This window comes from Chryseobacterium ginsenosidimutans (assembly GCF_039536845.1).
Lineage (GTDB): Bacteria > Bacteroidota > Bacteroidia > Flavobacteriales > Weeksellaceae > Chryseobacterium > Chryseobacterium ginsenosidimutans_B.
The window spans coordinates 148886-172277 of record NZ_BAAAZJ010000010.1 but is presented as its reverse complement, the minus strand read 5'-3'; the positions used below and the strand labels follow the sequence as shown (position 1 = coordinate 172277).

15 protein-coding genes and 1 pseudogene are annotated in these 23392 nt (G+C 37.6%); 15 read left to right on the top strand and 1 reads right to left on the bottom strand.

The window, feature by feature from the left end; all coding sequences use genetic code 11:
• Nucleotides 1-323 precede the first annotated feature (323 nt).
• The 9 genes and pseudogenes from ABD745_RS12815 to ABD745_RS12780 form a co-directional block, all read left to right on the top strand.
• Nucleotides 324-647: pseudogene (locus tag ABD745_RS12815) on the top strand (low affinity iron permease family protein); the annotation flags it as partial.
• Between the two features lie 31 nt (nucleotides 648-678).
• Nucleotides 679-837: a CinA family protein gene (locus ABD745_RS21570; protein WP_425549795.1), complete on the top strand. Its 159-nt coding sequence runs from the start codon at nucleotides 679-681 to the stop codon at nucleotides 835-837.
• Between the two features lie 534 nt (nucleotides 838-1371).
• Complete coding sequence (locus ABD745_RS12810) at nucleotides 1372-2088, top strand: NUDIX hydrolase (RefSeq protein WP_344830398.1); 717 nt, start codon at nucleotides 1372-1374, stop codon at nucleotides 2086-2088.
• 18 nt (nucleotides 2089-2106) lie between these two features.
• A complete protein-coding gene (locus ABD745_RS12805) occupies nucleotides 2107-3591 on the top strand; it encodes a xylulokinase (protein ID WP_344830396.1) in 1485 nt (494 codons plus the stop codon).
• A gap of 109 nt (nucleotides 3592-3700) precedes the next feature.
• A complete protein-coding gene (xylA, locus tag ABD745_RS12800) occupies nucleotides 3701-5029 on the top strand; it encodes a xylose isomerase (RefSeq protein WP_344830394.1) in 1329 nt (442 codons plus the stop codon).
• A gap of 94 nt (nucleotides 5030-5123) precedes the next feature.
• On the top strand, nucleotides 5124-7997 hold the full coding sequence (locus ABD745_RS12795) for a SusC/RagA family TonB-linked outer membrane protein (RefSeq protein WP_344830392.1): 2874 nt from the start codon (nucleotides 5124-5126) through the stop codon (nucleotides 7995-7997).
• 14 nt (nucleotides 7998-8011) lie between these two features.
• On the top strand, nucleotides 8012-9955 hold the full coding sequence (locus ABD745_RS12790; RefSeq protein ID WP_344830389.1) for a RagB/SusD family nutrient uptake outer membrane protein: 1944 nt from the start codon (nucleotides 8012-8014) through the stop codon (nucleotides 9953-9955).
• A gap of 86 nt (nucleotides 9956-10041) precedes the next feature.
• Nucleotides 10042-11217, top strand: a complete 1176-nt coding sequence (gene uxuA / locus ABD745_RS12785) for a mannonate dehydratase (protein ID WP_344830388.1) — start codon at nucleotides 10042-10044, stop codon at nucleotides 11215-11217.
• Nucleotides 11218-11308: 91 nt separating this feature from the next.
• On the top strand, nucleotides 11309-12124 hold the full coding sequence (locus tag ABD745_RS12780; protein ID WP_344830386.1) for an SDR family oxidoreductase: 816 nt from the start codon (nucleotides 11309-11311) through the stop codon (nucleotides 12122-12124).
• A 139-nt stretch (nucleotides 12125-12263) separates the two neighbouring features.
• Here ABD745_RS12780 and ABD745_RS12775 read toward each other — a convergent pair whose 3' ends face one another.
• Nucleotides 12264-12392, bottom strand: a complete 129-nt coding sequence (locus ABD745_RS12775; RefSeq protein ID WP_344830384.1) for a hypothetical protein — start codon at nucleotides 12390-12392, stop codon at nucleotides 12264-12266.
• Between the two features lie 49 nt (nucleotides 12393-12441).
• Between ABD745_RS12775 and ABD745_RS12770 the strand changes: the two genes are divergently transcribed.
• The 6 genes from ABD745_RS12770 to ABD745_RS12745 all read left to right on the top strand — a co-directional run bounded on the left by ABD745_RS12770 (nucleotide 12442) and on the right by ABD745_RS12745 (nucleotide 23392).
• Complete coding sequence (locus ABD745_RS12770) at nucleotides 12442-14160, top strand: glycoside hydrolase family 43 protein (protein WP_344830381.1); 1719 nt, start codon at nucleotides 12442-12444, stop codon at nucleotides 14158-14160.
• A 214-nt stretch (nucleotides 14161-14374) separates the two neighbouring features.
• Complete coding sequence (locus ABD745_RS12765; protein ID WP_344830379.1) at nucleotides 14375-15994, top strand: glycoside hydrolase family 43 protein; 1620 nt, start codon at nucleotides 14375-14377, stop codon at nucleotides 15992-15994.
• A gap of 81 nt (nucleotides 15995-16075) precedes the next feature.
• Nucleotides 16076-18004, top strand: a complete 1929-nt coding sequence (locus tag ABD745_RS12760; protein WP_344830377.1) for an alpha/beta hydrolase-fold protein — start codon at nucleotides 16076-16078, stop codon at nucleotides 18002-18004.
• A 71-nt stretch (nucleotides 18005-18075) separates the two neighbouring features.
• Complete coding sequence (locus tag ABD745_RS12755; protein WP_344830375.1) at nucleotides 18076-20541, top strand: glycoside hydrolase family 31 protein; 2466 nt, start codon at nucleotides 18076-18078, stop codon at nucleotides 20539-20541.
• 56 nt (nucleotides 20542-20597) lie between these two features.
• Complete coding sequence (locus ABD745_RS12750) at nucleotides 20598-21989, top strand: glycoside hydrolase family 43 protein (RefSeq protein ID WP_344830372.1); 1392 nt, start codon at nucleotides 20598-20600, stop codon at nucleotides 21987-21989.
• Between the two features lie 29 nt (nucleotides 21990-22018).
• Nucleotides 22019-23392, top strand: coding sequence for a glycoside hydrolase family 43 protein (locus tag ABD745_RS12745; protein ID WP_344830370.1), 1374 nt, complete (start codon nucleotides 22019-22021; stop codon nucleotides 23390-23392).

Here is a 23392-nt window from a genome sequence, read left to right as displayed (position 1 = left end):
TTTTTAATCAATTGAAAATTAGTGATTTAAAAACAGTTGTTTTCTGGCATTAATGTCCTTTACTGCTTATTTTAAAGATCTTCAATTTAGCAATCCATTAATTATTCTAACAATTGATTCCTTGACTAAGTTGGTGCAAACATAATTTTTATATCAGTTGATTATAGTCATGTTTTTTTAAAATTTTATTTACGAAATTCGGTTTAATGATAGTTAGTATCATGTTTAGCAAGAATAAAGTTTAATAGTTGAAGTAAATTATTATTATGAAAAAGAACTTTTTTGACAGGTTTGCAGATTGAGCTGCATGTTTTGCAGGAAGCGCAGAAGCTTTTATCGGAGCTAGTATTTTGGTTGTTATCTGGGCAGCAACAGGACCTGTATTTAAATTTTCAGAAGTCTGGCAGATGGTGATTAATACTGGAACTACAATTATTACTTTTTTAATGGTTTTTCTAATCCAGAAGGCACAGAATAAAGATTCAAAAGCAATTCAGATAAAATTGAATGAACTTATCGCTGCACATAAGCATGCCAACAACCGCATTGTTGATATCGAAGATCTTACAGAAGATGAATTAGATGAATTGCACAAGCTCTATGAAAAGTTTGGAAAGCTTCCAAAGAAAAAAGAAGATTCTTCATAGCTTCAAAGAATAACCAACTTCATTTTTTACAATGAATATCTTTTATTCTGAAGATTTGCAAGAGTTTATTGGTAGGTATTTGCATACAACGCATCAAACCATTTCTACAGCAGAGAATACTGCTGTGGGTTTTCTGCAGTTTTCTTTTTCTCAGATAAAAGGTGTTTCAAAATTCTTTAAAGTGGAATAACCGTTTATACTTCAGAAGGAAAAGTGAAATTTTTACACGTAGATGAAAAAAAAGACCGTGAATATAATTCTGTTTCTCAGAATATTTCGAATACAATAGCAACCCATGTAGAGACTCCACTATTAAACTACCTATTTAATAATAAAATTATTTTTTTAACATATTTTTGTTATCTAGGATGCAAAAATGGTAATGAAAAAAACAATCTTACAAGGTATTTTCACATTAAAAAGTGTAAAAAATACACTTTTTAATGTGAAAAAAAATATTTATTTTAATTTTTGTTATCATATTATTTTACCTGAAATTTCTTTTTTTCTTTTTATTTCTATGTGCACATAATCATTTGTTAATTCATGTTTTACAATCCTGTTAAGTGTAATTTTAATGATAACCTTATCATGTTTTTTATGTAATTAATATCATTAAAAATCGATATGTAAATTGTTGATATTTAGACAATAGCATAAAATTTATTTTTTTTATTCAAATGAATTTTTATATTTGTGATGTTACGTAAATGTTAACATTGTAATGAGTCCGAATTTTATACATACATATGTTTCTGTCGATTGTGTCGTTTTTGGCTTCGACCATGAAAACAGATTAAATATTTTACTGGTAGAACGTCATCTTGATGCGGAAAGACAGATAAAGCTTCCGGGAAGTTTGATTTTGAGTGATGAAGATGTGGATGATGCTGCAGAAAGAGTGCTTCATGAACTGACAGGAATTAAGAAAATGGTTCTGAAGCAATTCAAGTGTTTTGCAGATCCTATGAGAGCAAGCAGTCAGGACGACATCAAATGGATGGGAATGGAGTATAAGCACCATATTGACAGGATTATTACGGTGGCTTACCTTTCTCTTTGTAAGATCGACCACAAAATCAACAGTACGAAATACGATACGGTAGATTGGTGCCCGATTGATTTGATTCCATTACTGCCTTTTGACCATAATAAAATTATTAATGAATCTTTGGTTGAGATCAGAAAATGGATCGAATCGGATTTCTCGATTATTTTTGAACTGCTTCCGAAAAGGTTTACGATCAGACAGCTGTATCAATTGTACGGTGCATTAAGTGAAAAATATATTGATATTAAAAATTTTCATAAAAAAATATCATCATTCAACTATATTGTTCCGTTGGATGAGATTGAAAAAAATGTATCGCATCGTGCAGCAAGATATTACAAATTCGATGCTAAAATCTACAAGAAAAACAATACTAAACTAATCAAATAACACCCACTTTTTGAAATTATGTACTTACTAGGCTATGATATTGGCAGTTCTTCTGTGAAAGTTTGTCTCATCGAGGCATCCAGCGGAAAAGTGATCGCATCAGAATTTTCTCCTAAAAAAGAAATGAAGATCACTGCGATAAATCCGGGTTGGGCAGAGCAGAATCCGGGTGATTGGTGGATCAACCTGAAGCTGGCTCACGAAGCTGTCATGCATGAATCCGGAGTACATGCAGAAGACATTAAAGGGATTGGGATTACGTGGCAGATGCATGGGTTGATTTTGGTAGATAAAGACCAGAATTTATTGAGACCTTCAATTATCTGGTGTGATAGCCGTGCTGTTCCGTATGGTGAAAGGGCTTTCAAAGAAATTGGAGAAGAAAAATGTTTATCACATTTATTGAATTCGCCTGGAAATTTTACTGCTTCAAAATTAGCGTGGGTAAAAGAAAACGAACCGGAAATTTTTGAAAAAATTGATAAAATAATGCTTCCGGGAGATTATATCGCCATGAAACTTTCGGGACAGATCGGAATGACGATTGAAGGTTTATCGGAAGGTATTTTCTGGGATTTTAAAAATAATTGTATTTCAGAAGATGTTATTAATTATTATGGAATTCCTAAGAGCTTTTTCCCGGAAATTGTACCTACTTTCGGAATTCAATCGACGGTTTCTGCCGCAGCAGCTCAGGAATTAGGATTGAAAGAAGGAACCCCGATTTCTTACAGAGCAGGAGATCAGCCTAATAATGCTCTTTCTCTTAACGTTTTCAATCCGGGAGAAATTGCTTCTACAGCAGGAACTTCAGGTGTTGTATACGGAGTTTCAGATAAGCTTGAATATGATAAATTATCAAGGGTAAATACTTTTGCTCATGTTAATTATACACCGGAACAGGTGAGATTGGGAGTTTTGCTTTGTATTAACGGAACAGGAATTTTAAATTCTTGGTTAAAACACAATTTCGCCACTTCACTGTCTTCTTATGGAGATATGAATGATATGGCTTCACTTTCACCGATCGGTTCTAAAGGTTTAAGCATCATTCCTTTCGGAAATGGAGCAGAAAGAGTATTGGAAAATAAAGATACAAGCTGTTCGATCCACGGAATTAATTTTAACATCCATTCAAAAGGAGATATTCTGCGAGCGGCGCAGGAAGGAATTGTCTTTTCTTACGAATACGGAATGAATATCATGAGAAATATCGGGATGGATATTCAGGTGATTCGTGCAGGAAATGCCAATATGTTTTTAAGTTCGATTTTCCGCCAATCACTTGCCAGTGTAAGCAATGCGGTTATTGAGCTTTACGATACCGACGGAGCGGTAGGAGCTGCGAGAGCTGCGGGAATGGGAATAGGGTTTTATGCAGATTCTAAAGAAGCATTTTCATCACTCGAAAAAATAGCAGTGATAGAGCCCGAACATGAGAAACAGGAACAATATATAGAAGCTTATTCGAGATGGAAAAATCATCTTAAAGAAATAATCTAAGCCAACTACAACGGAAATTTTCCATTGCACTTATTGACTCTTCTGAATCAATGAGCAGGGAATTTTTACGCTAAATTTTAAAACAAACTAAAAATTAAAACAGATAAATATGAACACTTTAACAGGTACAAAAGAGTTTTTTACAGGTGTCGACAAAATTCAGTTTGAGGGAAAAGAAAGCAGAAATCCTCTGGCTTTCAGATATTATGATGCTGAAAAAATCATCATGGGAAAACCAATGAAAGACTGGACGAAATTTGCAATGGCTTGGTGGCATACTTTGTGTGCAAACGGAAGCGATCCATTCGGCGGACCAACTATTCATCATCCTTGGGATATAGGAAATGATGTCGTGACAAGAGCCATGCACAAAATGGATGCAGGTTTTGAATTTATGTCTAAAATGGGCTTTAATTATTACTGTTTCCACGATATCGATTTGGTAGATCCTGCAGATAACTGGAAAGATTACGAAAAAAATCTTCAGACAGTTGTAGAATACGCAAAACAAAAACAAGCTGAAACAGGAATCAAGCTTTTATGGGGAACAGCCAATGTTTTCACGCATGAAAGATACATGAACGGAGCTTCTACCAACCCGAATTTTGATGTGGTAGCTTGTGCAGGAACTCAGGTTAAAAATTCTATCGATGCAACCATTGCTCTTGGCGGTGAAAATTACGTTTTCTGGGGTGGAAGAGAAGGATACATGAGCCTTTTAAACACAGATATGAAGCGTGAAAAAGATCATTTGGCGCGTTTTCTTTCAATGTCTAGAGATTATGCCCGTCAGCAAGGTTTTAAAGGGACTTTCCTGATTGAGCCAAAACCAATGGAGCCTACAAAACACCAGTACGACTACGATTCTGAAACCGTAATCGGATTCCTAAGACATTACGGATTAGATAAAGATTTTAAATTAAATATCGAAGTAAACCACGCTACTTTAGCTGGTCATACTTTTGAACACGAACTTCAGGTTGCTGTTGATGCAGGGCTTTTAGGAAGTATCGATGCCAACAGAGGAGATTACCAAAACGGTTGGGACACCGATCAGTTTCCGGTGGATTATTACGACATGGTTCAGGCTTGGCTGGTTCTTCTTCCGGCGGGAGGTTTAGGAAACGGTGGAGTTAATTTTGATGCTAAAATCAGAAGAAATTCTATTGATGCTGAAGATTTATTCATCTCTCACATTTCAGGAATGGATGTTTTTGCAAAAGGATTATTGGCAGCAGCCGATATTCTTGAAAATTCGGATTATAAAAAATTAAGAACAAACCGTTACGCTTCTTTCGACAACGGAAACGGAAAAGCTTACGAAGAAGGATCTCTTACTTTGGAAGACCTTCAGAGAATTGCTCACGAAATAGGCGAACCTCAACCAAAAAGCGGAAAACAGGAATTGTTTGAAGCCATCGTAAACATGTATATCTAAAAAAAATAAAAAGGCTGCTAAACACTAAGGATTTTCACAAATTATAATTATTAATAGCCTTTTATTTCAACCCTAATATTTAAAAATAATAATTATGAACCGATTTTATTTTGGTAGTAATAAAGCTGCATTGTTTTTTGCAATGGCTTTGTTACCTTCAGGCATGGTTTATTCCCAGGTTAAAAAAGATACGGTAACAAAAGAGAAGAAGATCGATGAAGTTGTTGTTATTGGATATGGTACACAGAGAAAAGAAGCAGTTACAGGATCTGTTGCTACCGTGAAAGGAGATGTTCTCCGTGAGGTGCCTACTGCTAACATTACGCAGGCATTGCAGGGAAGAACAGCGGGTGTTGATATTTCCCAGACTTCATCAAAACCGGGAGCTACCATGCAGATCCGAATCCGAGGAGCGAGATCTTTAACAGGAACTAATGATCCTTTAATTGTTTTGGATGGTATTCCATTTGTGGGATCTTTAGGTGACATTAGTTCTAATGACATTAAAAGTATTGATATCTTAAAAGATGCTTCTGCAACGGCTATCTACGGATCAAGGGGAGCGAATGGTGTTATCTTGGTAACAACAAACAGAGGTTCAAAAGGACAAAAACCTAGATTCAGCTACAATTCATTCACAGGAGTCCAAACACTATTTTCAAAATATCCGATGATGGATGGTCCTAAATTGGCTAAACTTAGAGTTGACGCAGGAAATGTTTATGGACTAGGAACAGATGAAACGTTGGACACCAATACAGATTGGCAAAAGTTATACTACAAACCGGCTATGATTACGAGCCATGATGTGGGGGTTTCCGGCGGAACAGATGGGGGTAATTATAATGTAGGTTTATCTTATTTTAAGCAAGATGCTCTAATCCCAATTCAAAGTTATGAAAGATTTTCATTAAGAATTGGTTTAGATCAGCAGGTTGGTAAAAGTTTTAAATTCGGATTTACAACCAATACAAACTATACCGTATCTGAAGGAAATGGCGTATCTGGAGCACCAACATTAGGTTACTCTCCTTTAGCCAATCCTTACAATCCGGATGGTACTCTTAAGAGAACAATGAGTACTGCATCAAATATTGATCAATCTTGGATCTATATAAGAAAGACACTTGAAAATCTGGGTGATAAATATGTTGACGAAAGCAAAGGTTTTTCTTCATACAATAATATATACGGAGAAGTAAACCTGCCTATTACTGGTTTAAAATACAGATTGAATGTCGGATTGGATTATCTAACGTCTAACAGCGGAAACTATACAGGGGTGGGTGTATTTAATGTAAATGCAGCAGCACCTTCCAGTGCAGGAAAAGGAAACAATCAGACCTATCATTGGACTTTAGAGAATTTATTAACTTATGACAGAACCTTTGGGAAGCATAAAATTAATGCAGTAGCTTTATATTCGGCAGAAGGAAACAGGTATATCAGCTCATATATGAGTGCTAAGAATGTACCTGCAGACTTTTTCCAGTATTATAATTTGGGACAGTCACCACAGGCTGATATATCCGTAAAACCTGAAGATCAAGTTTATCAAAAAAGAGGACTTTTGTCTTATATGGGACGCGCCATGTACACTTATGATAATAAGTATATGATTACAGCCACGCTCCGTGCAGACGGTGCTTCTGTTTTGGCACCGGGTAACAAGTGGCATACATATCCCGCAATATCTTTAGGTTGGAATCTGGCTAATGAATCTTTTATGCAGAGCATTAAATTTATTAACCAGTTTAAACTAAGGTATGGATGGGGACAAACTTCCAATCAGGCGGTCAGTCCTTATACAACATTAGGATCTTTACAGGTGACTCCTTATAACTTTGGATCTTCAAATACAACAGGAGTTTATATATCATCTGCACCAAATGCAGGTTTAGGATGGGAATATTCTAAAACCAATAACTTCGGAGTTGATTTTGGAATATTCAACAACAGAATCACTGGAACAGTGGAATATTACAAAACCAATACTGAAAAAGTGTTGGCGGGAACAATTTTACCTCCGTCAGGTGGTATTGGAAGTATAACTAACAATATTGGAGAAATAGAAAATAAAGGTTGGGAAGTTTCACTTAACGGAAGTATCATCAATAATCCGGATGGTTTTAGCTGGGATGCAGGAATAAACTGGTATGCTAACAGAAATCAGATTTTAGCCTTATCTTCAGGGACTACACGTGATGAAATTAACAATTGGTTTGTAGGACACAATATTAACGCTATATACGATTATCAAAATATTGGTTTGTGGCAGCAAGGTGATCCATATCTCAATATATTGGAGCCGGGTGGTAACGTAGGTATGATCAAAGTGCTTTACACAGGAGGTTACAATGCAGATGGTACTCCTGTAAGAGCAATTAATGCATCCGATAGACAAATTATTGATACAGCTCCGGATTGGCAGGGTGGCTTTAATATGAGATTTTCATATAAAAACTTTGAACTGAGTACAGTAGGTGCATTTCAACATGGTGGAGTTTTAATTAGCTCTATTTATGGCTCTTCTGGATATCTTAATAGATTAACAGGAAGAGGTAATAACGTAGATGTGGATTATTGGACAGCAGATAATCCAAATGTAAGATATCCTAAGCCAGGTGGTATGATGAGTGGGGACAATCCAAAATACGGTTCTACACTTGCTTATTTTGACGGATCATATCTTAAACTGAGAACAATAACTTTGGGATATAATGTAAAGAAAGAATTTCTGGATGATCTGAAGTTGAATAGTTTTAGAATTTATGTAACGGTGACTAACCCTATTGTGCTATTCTCACCTTATCATAAAGAATCTGGTATGGATCCGGAACCGAACTCTTACGGTAATCAAAATCAGGCGGTGAATGGTAGCCTTCCTTATAACAGCCGTCAGCTGATTATAGGAGCGAATAATCCGTCAACACGTAATTATCTATTGGGAATAAATTTATCTTTTTAAAAAATTACAAAATCATGATCAAGTTTAATAAAAAAATAGTTATAGGAGCATTCTTCTTATCACTTTGCTTATCCAGCTGTAATGAGATTCTGGATGAACAGCCAAGATCAAATTATACGGTTGATTATTTCAACACTCCGGATGGAGTTACAGCAGGTGTTACATCTTTATATAGAAGTTTACGCTTATTGTATGGTAATGGTTACTTTATGAGCAATTGCCAGAATGGTACCGATGAATCTACCTGGGCGCAAAGTGCGGATGGAAACTTCAAGGAACTGGATTTTTCAGGAAATGGTAACGTTACACCAGCTTCCTTTCCACCCAGTATGATTTGGGGGTCTGTTTTTCCTTATATTAATACAGCAAATGGAATTGTAGAGAGAGGTCCAAAATTTGGGGTACCGGAATCATTAATTTCAGAAGCAAGATTCTTCAGAGCATTCGATTACTTTATGCTTGTTCAGACCTACGGAGGAGTTCCATTGGATTTGGGAGCAGGAGAGCTTGCACTCAATGTCAATGCTGTAACAACTTCTAAAAGAAATACTGTTCCGGAAGTTTATACACGAGGAATTTTTCCTGATCTGAAAAAGGCCATAGATAATTTACCAGCATCTCCGAGAGTTACCGGAGGAGTAACTAAAAATGTTGCAAGATTATTTTTGGCTAAAGCTTATCTTACTTATGGATGGTGGCTACAGAATCCAAACAATATCCCGACTTATCCTGAAACTCCGAGAACTGACCCGGATGGTCATAATGCGCAATGGTATTTTCAACAGGCTTATGACACAGCTATGCAGGGAATAAGTACTCCTGGTCCATATTCTTTACAACCTACATTTTATGATGTAAATGTAGGGTCAAACGATAGAAACAATGAGTGTATGTTGTATGCAGATCATACCCAGTCCAGTGTATTTTATAATGAATCAGATCCTGTTGGTTTTGGTTCCGGATGGGCTCCTGACAACTTTGCTGCATGGATGCAAACATGGAACTATGCAAACCTGAAAAGTAGCAGTTCTGCAACAAGCTGGGCTGCCGTAAGTTCTGTACAACGTGCTGCAACACAATCGCTGGGACGTCCATGGGTACGTATGTGTCCTCCAATAGGTGTCATTCAGAATACATTTGCTGATAAAACAACTGACTCAAGATATGATGGAACTTTCGTAACTACCTATAGAGGTAACTGGGATAAAGCAGGGGTTACTAATCCTGTTCTATACAATGCCAATAGTTTAGCTGTACAACCGGGAGGAGCTATTTTAAGTTTTCTTAATGATGATACTCAAGCACCAACTTATCCTTCAGATGCAGGACAAAACGGTGTAGGAGCAGGAACATTGCCGGGAAGAGCTGATTGGGTAATTGCACCAAACGGAATCAGCAGAATTGTTTATCCTGGACTATGGAAAATCGGAACTTACCGTACAGATGATCCTAATGGACTAGGATATCCGAATGCAGGTTTAACAAGACCTTTCAATGTGGCGAAATTCTCTGAGTTCTATTTTATCGCGGCAGAGGCTGCAGTAAAAGGAGCGTCAGGAACAATGAGTGCAAGAGACTTGATCAATGTTATCCGTGCAAGAGCAGGAAAATGGAAGTTTAATAATGCTCAAAATACGACATATATTGCTGATAATAGTGCGGCTATGATTGCGGTAACTCCTTCAGCGATTACCATTGATTATATCCTTGGAGAAAGATCGCGTGAATACTATGGTGAGTTTTACAGATGGTATGATTTAGTTCGTACACAGAAATGGGGAGAATATGCTGCTACTTATAAAATCGGAGGAACTGCTTATGGAAACCATACACCACAAACAGTAACACGTAATATTCAGCCATTCCATTATCTGAGACCAATCCCTCAAGGACAGATAGATGCAATGAGTGGAGCTACTGCTGAAGAAAAAGCAAAATATCAGAATCCTGGTTATTAAAATTAGTTAATTTCACATTCATATATAGTTGACAGGGCAGATCCTAAAAATGTCTGCCTTGTTTTTTAATTAAAATTTTAAAAACTATGGAAAAAACCTGGCGTTGGTTTGGTAAAAAAGATAAAATACAATTAAATATGCTCCGTCAAATTGGGGTGGAAGGTATTGTTTCTGCGCTTCACGATATTCCCAACGGGGAAGTTTGGTCGTTGGAGGCTATCAACGATTATAAAAATTATATAGAAAGTTTCGGTCTTCGGTGGTCTGTTGTAGAAAGTCTGGCAGTAAGTGAAGCCATAAAATATGGAGGGAAAAACAGAGATCAATTAATAGAAAATTATATTCAGAGTCTTGAAAATCTGGGGAAAGCTGGCGTAACAACGGTTTGTTACAATTTTATGCCGGTTCTGGATTGGGCTCGTACAGATTTGTTTTATCAATGGGAAGACGGTTCGTCATCACTATACTTTGATAAAGCCAAATTTGCTTATTTTGAAATTCATATTCTGCAAAGAGAAGGTGCAGAAAACGACTATAATTCAGATATTCTTCAAAAAGTAAAAGAATTAAAAAATACACTGACAGAAGAAGACAACAATAATTTGATCGATTCTGTTATTGTAAAAACACAAGGCTTTGTTAACGGAAATATCAAGGAAGGAGACCTTAATCCGGTAGCTATTTTCAAAAGTTTATTGGCATTGTATGATGGGATTGATAAAAATCAGCTCCGTCAGAATATGAAATATTTCCTTGAAAAAATAATGCCCGTCTGCGAAGAATGGAATATTCAGATGTGTGTACATCCCGATGATCCGCCATTTTCATTATTAGGCTTACCAAGAATCGTGACCAACGAAGAAGACATCGACTGGTTCCTGAATGAAGTTGATAATCCACACAATGGATTGACATTTTGTGCAGGATCTTTGAGTGCCAATCTTCAGAATGACGTTCCGAAGCTGGCTCAGAAATTTGCGCACCGTACAAAATTTGTACATTTAAGAAGTACCAATGTTTTTGAAAACGGAGATTTTATCGAAGCGCATCATTTGGGAGGAAGAGGGAGACTGATTGACGTTATCCGCGTATTTGAAAAAGAAAATCCGGATCTGCCAATGCGAATCGACCACGGAAGATTATTGACAGATGATATTGATAAAGACTACAACCCGGGATATTCATTCCTCGGAAGAATGCTTGCTCTAGGACAAATCGAAGGCGTAATGGCTGCCGTACAAAACGGAATGTCAAAACAATAACATCCGGAACCCGAAGGGCTCAACAACAATGCCGCAGGTGCAACCTGTGGAATTATCATTTATAAATCATCATTGATCAATTATAAAAATAATGAACAACATATTCAACATAAAAGATAAAGTAGCAATCATTACTGGAGCTTCGGGTGTTTTAGGCGGCAGTTTAGCCAAAAGTTTCATTGGAGCCGGTGCAAAAATAGTAGCTCTTGGAAGAAATCAGGAAACTTTGGATGCTCGTGTAAAAGAGCTTACAGAATTGGGTGGTGATGCATTCGCTGTGGAAGCTAATGTAATGAACGTCGAAAGCCTTGAAGCCGCTTCAAAAAAAATCCTTGAAAAATACGGCAAGATCGATATTCTGCTTAATATTGCCGGTGGAAATATTCCTGCTGCAACATTATCTCCGGATCAGTCCTTTTTTGATTTGAAAATGGAAGCCTGGAACGAAGTAACCGACTTAAATATCAACGGAACGGTTTATCCAAGTTATGTCTTCGGAAAAGTGATGGCAGAGCAGGGAAATGGAAGTATTGTGAATATTTCCTCAATGGCGGCTTATTCTGCAATCACAAGAGTTGCTGGCTATTCAGCAGCAAAATCAGCAATTACCAATTTTACACAATGGCTGGCTTCTGATTTAGCTTTGAAATACGGTGATAAAATCCGTGTAAATGCCATAGCTCCGGGATTTTTTATCGGAGATCAGAATCGCGCAATTTTATTAAACCCGGATGGTTCTTTAACTGATCGAAGCAAAAAAGTCATTGCAAAAACCCCAATGGGACGTTTCGGAAATGCAGATGAACTCAACGGAGCTGTTCAGTTTCTATGTTCAGACGCCGCAAGCTTCATTACGGGTGCATTACTTCCTATTGATGGTGGTTTCAGTGCATTCAGTGGTGTTTAGATGAATATTATTTCTTCATATAGTTGCAAGGTCTTAGATGATGTTATAAATTTCAATTAAGGTCTTGTTTTTAAAGGTTTTATAAAATCAAATCAGTTTTTCGACCATAATGAAAAAACAGATGAAACTAAAAGACAATTCAACAGAACCCGAAGGGTTCAATATTAATAGCCGCAGGTGCAACCTGTGGAAAAGAATGGGAAATTTCTGTGATTGGCTTTGGCGGAATGCTGGGTTCGGCAACAGGAATTATTTTTCCGCTTTTCATTTGAAAACTTAAAACATTAAAAACTAAATAATAATCTAAAAAATATACTATGAGACAGAGAATAATGAATCCGATATTTTTAAAAAAGAAAAAAACGTTGACAGCCGCTGTTGCCCTATTAGCTTTTGGTAGCATTTCAGCACAGACTTTTTCAGACTTTTCCTATCATGGAAATGATAAAATATACACAAATAATCCTTTGAAAGATGACGAATTTTATTCTCCAATTCTTCAGGGCTGTTATCCGGACCCGAGTATTACCAGAAAAGGAGACGATTATTATTTGGTAAACTCTTCATTTTCAATGTTTCCGGGTGTTCCGATTTTTACTTCTAAAGATTTGGTAAACTGGAAGCAGGTTGGTCACGTTTTGGACAGGCCTTCTCAGCTTAAAGTGGAAAAAGGTGGCGTTTCTCAGGGAATCTACGCTCCGGATATCAAATATAATAAGCACAACGACACTTTTTATATGATCACCACACAGATTGCTGGCGGAGTAGGAAATATGGTCGTGAAAACCAAAGACCCTGCAAAAGGCTGGAGCGAAGTTCAGAAACTGAATTTTGACGGTATCGACCCTTCGATTTTCTTTGATGATGATGGAAAAGCCTATATCGTTCACAATGATGCACCGCCAAAAGGAACTGAGCAGTACAACGGTCATCGTGTGATCAAAATGTGGGATTACGACTTGGAAAAAGATCAGGTTGTTGCGGGTTCAGATAAAATTATTGTAAACGGTGGTGTTGATCTTTCCCAAAAACCAATCTGGATAGAAGGCCCGCATTTGTACAAAAAAAACGGAAAATATTTTCTGATGTGCGCAGAAGGCGGAACGGGTGGCAATCACAGCGAAGTTATTTTTATGGCTGATTCTCCGAAAGGTCCTTTTGTTCCTGCAAAAAATAATCCTATTTTAACTCAGAGATATTTTCCGAAAGACAGAAAAGAGAAAGTAGATTGGGCAGGTCACGCCGATTTGGTGGAAACTCCGGATGGAAAATATTACGGGGTATTTTTAGCGATTCGTCCCAACGAAAAAGGACGTGTGAATCACGGAAGAGAAACTTTCATTCTTCCCGTAGACTGGAGCGGAACATATCCTGTTTTTGAAAACGGTCTAGTTCCGATGAAACCAAAATTGAAATTACCGGAAGGCATAAAAAATCAGACCGGACAAAACGGATTTTTCCCGAACGGAAACTTTACTTACAACGATAAACTGACCGATAAAAACCTTGATTTACGATGGATTGCAATGCGTGGACCACGAGAAAACTTTATTGCAACAGCTAAAAATGGGGTGAAAGTAACTCCTTTTGAAACCAATATCAAAGCTTTGGCTCCGGTTTCGGCATTATTCCACAGATTACAGCACGAAGATTTTGAAACTTCCGTAACACTGGATTTCAAACCGAAATCTGAAAAAGAATTAGCCGGAATCACTTGTTACCAAAGTGAACGATTCAACTACGTATTCGGAATTACGAAAAAAGATAAAGACTTTTACATTGTTTTAGAAAGAACCGAAAAAGGCGAATCCAAACTGATTGCCAGCGAAAAGATTTCACTTTCAAAAACCATCAAATTGCAGGTGGTTGGTGAAAAAGATGATCTTAATTTCAATTACTCTTTGGATGGTAAAAACTTCAAAAATCTTGGCGGTCCGGTTTCCGGAGACATTCTATCCACAGATGTTGCAGGCGGATTCACAGGAAGTCTGATTGGTTTGTACAGCACATCGTCTAATGATATTGTGCCAAATTAAAGAAATTATCAATAGGAACGGGCTTTAGCCCGTTTGATAAAAGGAAAATGAAATAGGCTTTAGCCAAAACCTAATATACAAATGCAGGTTTTGACTGTAAGCTTAAAAAGTTCAAAACCAACGTTATTATCAGCATTGTCACACTGAGCTTGTCGAAGTGTTCTATTTTAAAATTGGATTAAAAATTTAAATCAACCAATCAAATAATAAAAATTTGAAAATTAATAAATCATTTTATATAGTTTCTTTATACGGATTTATCGGGTTGAATCTCCTTTCGGCCCAGGTAAATCCTGCCCAGAAACAACAGACGACGGCCTTCACCAATCCAATTATTTGGGCAGATGCTCCGGATTTGTCGGTCACCAGAAACGGTGATGATTTTTATCTCATCAGTACCACGATGCACCTGATGCCGGGAGCGCCCGTAATGCATTCCAAAGATCTGGTACATTGGGAAATGTCAAGTTATGTTTTCAATACATTGAATGATAATTCTAAATATGATTTGCTTAATGGAACAGTTTACGGTCGCGGACAATGGGCTTCTTCCATCCGCTATCACAAAGGGAAATATTACGTTTTGTTTTCCCCGAATGACGAGCCTTTCAAATCCTATTTCTATGTGACAGATAACCCCGAAAAAAGAAACTGGAAACTCATTACCAGAACCAGACATTTTCACGATGCTTCGCTGCTTTTTGATGATGACGACAGGGTTTATGTTTTCACCTCCAACAAAGTTTTTGAATTAAGTTCTGATTTTAAAGAAGTGATCGGGAATCCTGAAGGAACGATGGTTTTTGAAAAGGATTCTTCGGAAACCGGACTTCTGGAAGGCAATCAGATTATTAAAAAAGGCGGAAAATATTATATGATGATGATTTCCTGGCCAAAAGGTGGAAAACGTCGTCAGGAAGTTTACAGAGCGGATAAAGTGACCGGACCTTACGAGAAAAAAGTCATTCTGGAAGACAACTTTTTAGGATTTTCTTATGCCGGGCAAGGTGCTTTGATCGATGATAAGAACGGCAATTGGTATTCTCTGATTTTTCAGGACAGAGGCGGAGTAGGACGCGTCCCGATTTTGATTCCCGTGAAATGGGAAAACGATTGGCCTGTTTTGGGCGACAATGGGAAAGTTCCATTAAATGGCGAAGTTCCACTTCCGACATTTAAACCGAAAAATAATATCGTGGAAAGCGATGAATTTTCAGATAAAAAACTGAAAATCCAGTGGCAATGGAATCATAATCCTGTGAATGAAGCCTGGTCTTTGTCCGACAGAAAAGGTTTTATGAGATTGAAAACGAGCCGTATTGTAGATAATATTTATGCCGCTCCGAATACTTTAACACAAAGAATGGAAGGTCCAAAATCCAGTGCGATAGTCGCCTTGGACTTGAAGGGAATGAAAGACGGTGATGTTGCGGGGTTCAACGCTTTCAACGGAGATTCAGGGATTTTATCGATTTCAAAAGAAGGTAATCAGAAGTTTCTCACTTTTTCAACGAATGAAGTCAGTCTTGATAATAAAACGAAAGCGATTACCGGAGTGAAAAAAGAAGAAAAAAAACGTGTTGAAATTAAATCAGATAAGATTTTCCTCCGTATTGAAGCTGATTTTAACCTTGGAAAAGACCTGGCAGATTTTTCTTACAGCACCGACCAAAAAAACTGGACAGAAATGGCAAAAGACTATAAAATGATTTTCGATTACAGAAGGTTATTTATGGGATCTAAATTTGCGATTTTCAATTATGCAACGAAAAGTATTGGAGGTTTTGTGGATGTTGATTTTTTCCGAATTACAGATTCTTCAACCATAAAATAAAATTAAAAAAGGAAAAAATAGTTCTGCTGGATATTATTTTTTTATCTAAATTAATAAGTGTAAAAAATACAAATAAAAATTATGAGGAAGTCAATTATATTTGTTTTAGGTTTTATCTTGTCAGGAATGTCTGTTTCTGCACAAACATTTGAAAAACAGGCTCCACAAGGTTTTGATGTCGAAAATAAAGAAGTTCCACACGGAAAGATTGATACCATAAAATATGATTCAAAAACGGTAGGAACGCAGAGAAAAGCTTTGATTTATACACCGCCGGGCTTCAAAAAAGGAAATAAATATCCGGTTTTGTACCTGCTTCACGGCATTGGCGGAGACGAAAAAGAGTGGTTCAAAAACGGAACGCCACAGATTATTCTGGACAATCTCTATGCACAGGGAAAACTGACACCGATGATTGTTGTTTTGCCCAATGGTAGAGCGATGAAAGACGATAGAGCGACAGGAAATATTATGGCAAAAGATAAAGTGGAAGCATTCGCAACCTTTGAAAAAGATTTGCTGAACGATCTTATTCCTTTTATTGAAAAAAAATATCCAGTAAAAAAAGACCGAGAAAACCGTGCGATTGCCGGACTGTCAATGGGAGGCGGACAAACCCTAAATTTCGGATTGGGAAACATCGACAAATTCGCTTGGGTTGGTGGTTTTTCTTCCGCTCCCAATACTAAAGAACCTCAACAGTTACTTCCGAATCCTGCCAAAGCTAAAGAATTAAAACTGCTTTGGATTTCCTGTGGCGATCAGGACGGATTGATGCCTTTCAGCAAAAGAACGAGCGATTATCTCACTCAAAATAAAATTCCGCACATCTTTTACATAGAACCGGGCGGTCACGATTTCAAAGTCTGGAAAAACGATTTGTATATTTTTTCGCAGTTGCTATTCAAACCTGTTGATAAAAGCAAATTTTTAGAATTTACCGTTTTTGGAAGTCCAGCCGAATCAAACATTAGAAATGCACAGTTTCCACAGATTTTACCCAATGGAAAAGCGATTTTCAGAGTAAAAGCGCCGGATGCACAGAAAGTTCAAATCGATTTAGGAAAAAAATATGACCTCAAAAAAGAAATGGACGGCGTTTGGACAGTTACCACGGATTCTTTGAGCGAAGGCTTTCATTATTATTCTTTACTAATTGATAATGTAGCGGTTGCAGATCCGTCAAGCAAAACATTTTACGGAATGGGAAGACACGCCAGCGGAATTGAGGTTCCTTTTGCAGGAGACGATTATTATGCCCTGAAAGATGTTCCTCACGGAGATATTCGTATTCAGAATTTGTATTCAAAAATAACGAATTCGTGGCGAAGAATTTTCGTTTACACACCTCCGGGATATGATAAAAATTTGAATGAAAGTTATCCGGTTCTCTATATTCTTCACGGTGGCGGCGAAGATGAAAGTGGTTGGACAATGCAGGGAAAAACAAACCTGATTCTGGATAATCTGATTGCAGAGGGAAAAGCAAAACCGATGATTGTGGTAATGCCGGATGCGAATATCGGACCTGCCGGATTTGGAAATTTTGGTATCAGAAACCTCCAGATGTTTGAAAAAGAACTGAAAGAATCTGTGATTCCATTTACGGAATCGGGTTTCAGAGTTAAAAAAGATGCTGCACACAGAGCTTTGGCAGGATTGTCAATGGGCGGAATCTACACATTGTACATAGGAATTCAGAACTCGGAAATGTTTTCTTCTTTGGGCGTATTCAGTTCTGGGTGGATGCTTCCTATGTTGCAGAATGTCGCAGATGATGAGTATAAATTCCTTGCCGAAAACAAAACGAAATTTAATTCCAATATTAAAAATTTCTGGATTGCAATGGGCGGAAAGGATGATATCGCTTACAAAAATGGTCAGATGATGAATAAAAAATTGGATGAGATCGGGATTAAATATTCCTATTCCGAATATCCCGGTGGTCACACCTGGCCGGTTTGGAGAAATAATTTGTATCAGTTTGCCCAGTTGCTTTTTAAAAATTAAAATTAGGCTGAATCTTCAGTTTTTTGAGAAACTGGTCTGTAAAATTTAATTCAAATCCACAATCACACAATATGAATTTCACAAAAATAAATATAAAAGCTTTCATTATCACGATTATCATTATATCGGGAATAGAGCAGAATGTGAGCGCGCAATCTTATAAAAAAACAGATTCAGGTTTGAGTTTTTCTGCAGATAAAATGAATATGGAAGTAAAGTTTTACGGACCAAATACGGTAAGAATTATCAAATATCCTTTGGGAAAATCATTTGTAAAAAACAGCCTATCCGTTGTCAAACAGGAACAAAAAACAAAATTCTCTGTTACAGAAAATAAAGATATTTTATTATTAAAAACTAATAATTTACAACTTTTCATCAATACAAAAAGCGGAGAAATAGCCTATAATACATTATCAGGAAAAGAACTTCTGAAGGAAAGTGGAAGTGATTTCAAACCTTTTAATGATGCCGGAAATCCAACTTATTCAGTAACCCAATCTTTTCAATTGGAAAAAGAAGAGCCAATTTACGGCTTGGGAATTCTTCAAAACGGAAAATTATCCCAACGGAATCAGGACATTAGAATGGTTCAGAACAATACTTGGGATTTTGTGCCTTTCTTCCAGTCTGTAAAAGGTTACGGCATTTTTTGGGACAATTATTCTCCGACTCAGTTTACCGATAATACTCAGAAAACATCTTTTGCTTCCGAAGTTGGAGAAGGCGTTGATTACTATTTTATGTACGGCGGAAATGCTGACGGCGTAGTTACTGAGATGCGCGACCTTACCGGAAATGTTCCGATGTTTCCATTATGGACTTACGGTTTCTGGCAAAGCAAAGAACGCTATAAAAGTCAGAATGAAATTGTAGATGTGGTCAAAAAATACCGCGATCTGAAAGTCCCTTTGGACGGAATCATTCAGGATTGGCAATATTGGGGAAATAATTACCAATGGAATGCGATGGATTTTATCAGTCCGGATTTTCCTGATGCCAAAAAAATGATTAATGACATCCACGGAATGAATGCGCATTTGTCTGTTTCCATCTGGTCGTCATTCGGACCGATGACCAAGCAATATCGTGAAATGGACAAAAAAGGAATGCTTTTCAATTTTGGGACGTGGCCGGAATCGGGCAGGGAAGTCTGGCCTCCCGATATGAATTATCCTTCCGGAGTGCGTGTTTATGATGCTTACAATCCCGAAGCAAGAGACATTTACTGGAAATATCTGAACAAAGGCGTTTTCAGTCTTGGCGTAGATACCTGGTGGATGGATTCTACGGAACCCGACCATCTCAGCCAGAAACCGGAAGATTTAGATACCAAAACCTATTTGGGTTCTTTCAGAAAGGTTAGGAATGCTTATCCATTAATGGCTGTCGGTGGCGTTTATGACCATCAGCGGGCAACGACGAGTGATAAAAGAGTTTTTATTCTCACAAGGTCTGCCTTCGCAGGTCAGCAACGTTATGGTGCAAATACCTGGTCTGGAGATGTTAATTCTTCCTGGGAATCTTTACGCAATCAGGTTCCTGCCGGTCTTAATTTTACCCTGACCGGAAATCCCAATTTCAATTCAGATATCGGAGGATTCTTTGCCGGAACTTATAAAAAAGGGTGGAATGAAAGTTCGGGTTCAAAAAATCCTATGTTTCAGGAATTGTATGTTCGCTGGCTGCAGTACGGAACTTTTACACCAATGATGCGCTCCCACGGAACCGATGTTCCGAGAGAAATTTATCAATTCGGCAAGAAGGGATATGTGGTTTACGATGCTGTGGAGAAATTTATTAGATTAAGATACAGTATGCTGCCTTACATCTATTCCGTTTCGTGGGATGTTTCCAAAAATCAGTCAAGCTTTATGCGATCGCTTACAATGGATTTTTCTTCTGATAAAAAAGTCTGGGACATCAATAACGAATATATGTTCGGGAAATCATTTCTGGTCGCCCCTGTACTGAATGCCCAATATACACCTGAAAAAATAGTGAAAACTGATGAAAATGAAGGTTGGGACAAAAAGGATGAAAGTAAAAAAGAGGGTTCAGTTTCCAATATAGATTTTACGCAAAATAAATCGTTCAAAGTCTATCTTCCGTCTGGTTCTGAATGGTACGACTACTGGACCAATACAAAATATAAAGGCGGACAGGAAATCGAGAAAACAGTCAATATTCAAAGCATTCCATTGTATGTAAAAGGTGGAAGCATTATTCCTTTCGGTCCCGATGTTCAGTATGCAACAGAAAAAAAATGGGATAATCTTACTATAAAAGTTTACCTAGGTTCAGATGCAGATTTTGTTTTATATGAAGATGAATTCGACAATTACAACTACGAAAAAGGCGACTATACCGAAATACCGATGCATTGGAATGACAAATCCCGTACACTAACTATTGACACTCGAAAAGGAAAATATAAGGGAATGATTGAGAACCGAAATTTTACCATAATTCTTCCAGATGGTCAACAGAAAACGGTGGCTTATTCGGGTAAAAACGTTAAAGTGATTTTTAAATAGGATAGTCAAATTCTTGAAATACTAGGACGGAAGAATTACATTCAAAAAAAAAAATTATGATTAACAAAACAGTTTTAAAATATACTTTAAATATCGGGTTGATGCTCACAGGATTATCGCTGTCTGCCCAAAATCCCATCATTCAGACCAAATTCACAGCCGACCCTGCACCGATGGTTTATAAAGACACTGTTTTTCTTTATACCAGTCACGACGAAGATGATGCATTCGGATTTAAAATGAAGGACTGGCTGTTATACACTTCGACCGATATGGTCAACTGGACGGATCACGGCGTTGTGGCTTCTCTAAAGGATTTCAAGTGGACAGACCCGGAAAACGGAGCTTGGGCACCTCAGGTCATAGAAAGAAACGGTAAGTTTTATATGTATTGCCCGATGCCCGGACAGAGAGGAATCGGTGTTTTGGTAGCCGACAGTCCGTATGGTCCTTTCAAAGACCCAATTGGAAAACCGTTGGTTAAAAATTCAAGTGATGATATCGATCCGACTGTTCTCATTGATGATGACGGACAGGCTTATTTATATTGGGGAAATCCCAATCTTTGGTATGTAAAGCTTAATAAAGATATGATTTCTGTGGATGGGCCAATTGTGAAAGACCCGTCGATTGCCAAAGTCAAAGGTTCTCCCGACCCATTTCATTATCAGGAAGGTCCTTGGGCGTGGAAACGTAACGGAAATTATTATATGGCGTATGCCTCAACGTGCTGTCCGGAAGGAATCGGTTATGCAATGGGCAAGTCGGCAACCGGTCCGTGGGAATACAAAGGAATGATTATGGACAGTGACAAACGCTCCAACGGAAATCATCCCGGAATCATTGATTATAAAGGAAAATCTTACGTTTTCGGTTTCAATTACAATTTGGGAAAACAAACAATAAGTAAACATTATGAGCGCCGCTCCATTTGTGTGAGTGAACTGATTTATAATGCCGATGGAACCATTCAAAAGTTACCTTTTTGGAATCCTGAAGGCGTAAAAAGAATTGCAACATTAAACCCTTATGAGAAGGTAGAAGCTGAAACGATTGCGTACAGTGAAGGTTTAAAAACAGAAAAAATGACCGAGTGGGAAAGAAATAATCCTTACGACACCGGCAAAAAAATTACTGACCGAATGGTGATTTCATCTATCAACAATGGCGATTATCTCAAAGTTCAGGGCGTTGATTTTTCTAAAGGAACAAAATTTCTGGAAGTATCAGTTGCCTCAATAAACGGCGGAAGTATAGAAATTCATACCGATGCGGTGGACGGATCGATATTAGGAACTGTTCTGGTAACCGGAAAGGCGGAAGGAGATATTTTTAAAACGATTAAAACTTCCATAAAAAATATTAAAGGCGTGCACGATGTATATTTTGTATTCAAAGGAAACAAAGATCTTTTCTATTTTGATTGGTGGAAATTCAGTTCAAATTAAAATCAAGATTTAAAAAAGATTGAATTATTATGAAAATAAAAAAAAATACCCTAAAAACAATACTGAATGGTGTGCTGATTTGTTGTGGCGGAATTTTGTCTGCACAAAATCCCATCATTCAAACGGCTTACACCGCCGATCCTGCTCCGATGGTGTTCAATGACCGTTTGTATGTTTATACCAGTCACGACGAAGACGATTCTACGTGGTTTACGATGAACAATTGGAAACTGTTTTCAACGAACGATATGGTCAACTGGACAGATCACGGCGTAATACTTTCCTACAACGATTTCGATTGGGCAAAGCGTGATGCTTGGGCAGCACAATGCATCGAAAGAAACGGAAAATTCTTTATGTACGTTCCGATGATTTCCAAAACCAATAACAAAGGTGCAATTGGAGTCGCAGTTGCCGACAGTCCGTTCGGTCCATTTCACGATCCGCTTGGAAAACCACTTGTTCAGAGTGAATGGGGAGATATTGACCCGACGGTTTTCATTGATGATGATGGTCAGGCACATCTCTATTGGGGGAATCCGAAGCTTAAATATGTAAAATTGAATGAAGATATGATTTCCTATTCCGGCGATATTGTTGAAGTGCCGATGACCGAAGAATCTTTCGGAAAACGGGAAGGCAATCCGGAAAGACCAACAAAATACGAAGAAGGTCCGTGGTTGTACAAACGGAAAAATCTCTATTATCTTTTCTGGCCGGGCGGTGCATTACCTGAATTTATCGGCTATTCCACCAGCAAAAGTCCGCAAGGTCCGTGGAAATATGGTGGAATTATAATGCCTGCAGAAGGAAAATCTTTTACCAATCATCCCGGCGTGGTTGATTTCAGAGGGAAAACTTATTTTTTTTATCACAATGGTGCATTGCCGGGCGGAAGTGGATTCACACGTTCAGTAAGCGTGCAGGAATTAGAATTTAATAAAGATGGCTCTATTTCACCTTTCAAAATGACCAATGGTATTACGAAAGCTATTGCAACCGTTAATCCTTACGCATTCAATCAGGCGGAGATGATTTCGTGGTCAGAAAATGTAAAATCTTATCAAAATAAAGTTGCGGGAGTTTTCATTAAAGCAAAGAAAAACGGAGCCTACACAAGCGTAAAAAATGTAGATTTTGGAAAAGATGGCGCAACAAATTTTTCTGCAAGAGTAGGAACCACGCATAACGGCGGAGTTACAATGGATGTTCATTTGGACAGTTTGGACGGACCGATTGCGGGAACTGTAAAAGTCCCGATGACTGGAGGAGATGACCGCTTTGAAACGGTTAAAATCAATTTATCTAATTCGATTAAAGGCGTTCATAATCTGTATTTCGTGTTCAATGGCAAAGCGGAAAAAGACATTATGTTTTTCGATTATTGGATGTTTTCAAAATAA

What these genes read in the sequence shown, in the direction of transcription:
- ABD745_RS21570 (WP_425549795.1), top strand. Translation starts at nt 679, where the DNA reads ATGAATATCTTTTATTCTGAAGATTTGCAAGAGTTTATTGGTAGGTAT.
- ABD745_RS12810 (WP_344830398.1), top strand. Translation starts at nt 1,372, where the DNA reads ATGAGTCCGAATTTTATACATACATATGTTTCTGTCGATTGTGTCGTT.
- ABD745_RS12805 (WP_344830396.1), top strand. Translation starts at nt 2,107, where the DNA reads ATGTACTTACTAGGCTATGATATTGGCAGTTCTTCTGTGAAAGTTTGT.
- xylA (WP_344830394.1), top strand. Translation starts at nt 3,701, where the DNA reads ATGAACACTTTAACAGGTACAAAAGAGTTTTTTACAGGTGTCGACAAA.
- ABD745_RS12795 (WP_344830392.1), top strand. Translation starts at nt 5,124, where the DNA reads ATGAACCGATTTTATTTTGGTAGTAATAAAGCTGCATTGTTTTTTGCA.
- ABD745_RS12790 (WP_344830389.1), top strand. Translation starts at nt 8,012, where the DNA reads ATGATCAAGTTTAATAAAAAAATAGTTATAGGAGCATTCTTCTTATCA.
- uxuA (WP_344830388.1), top strand. Translation starts at nt 10,042, where the DNA reads ATGGAAAAAACCTGGCGTTGGTTTGGTAAAAAAGATAAAATACAATTA.
- ABD745_RS12780 (WP_344830386.1), top strand. Translation starts at nt 11,309, where the DNA reads ATGAACAACATATTCAACATAAAAGATAAAGTAGCAATCATTACTGGA.
- ABD745_RS12775 (WP_344830384.1), bottom strand. Translation starts at nt 12,392, where the DNA reads ATGAAAAGCGGAAAAATAATTCCTGTTGCCGAACCCAGCATTCCGCCA.
- ABD745_RS12770 (WP_344830381.1), top strand. Translation starts at nt 12,442, where the DNA reads ATGAGACAGAGAATAATGAATCCGATATTTTTAAAAAAGAAAAAAACG.
- ABD745_RS12760 (WP_344830377.1), top strand. Translation starts at nt 16,076, where the DNA reads ATGAGGAAGTCAATTATATTTGTTTTAGGTTTTATCTTGTCAGGAATG.
- ABD745_RS12755 (WP_344830375.1), top strand. Translation starts at nt 18,076, where the DNA reads ATGAATTTCACAAAAATAAATATAAAAGCTTTCATTATCACGATTATC.
- ABD745_RS12750 (WP_344830372.1), top strand. Translation starts at nt 20,598, where the DNA reads ATGATTAACAAAACAGTTTTAAAATATACTTTAAATATCGGGTTGATG.
- ABD745_RS12745 (WP_344830370.1), top strand. Translation starts at nt 22,019, where the DNA reads ATGAAAATAAAAAAAAATACCCTAAAAACAATACTGAATGGTGTGCTG.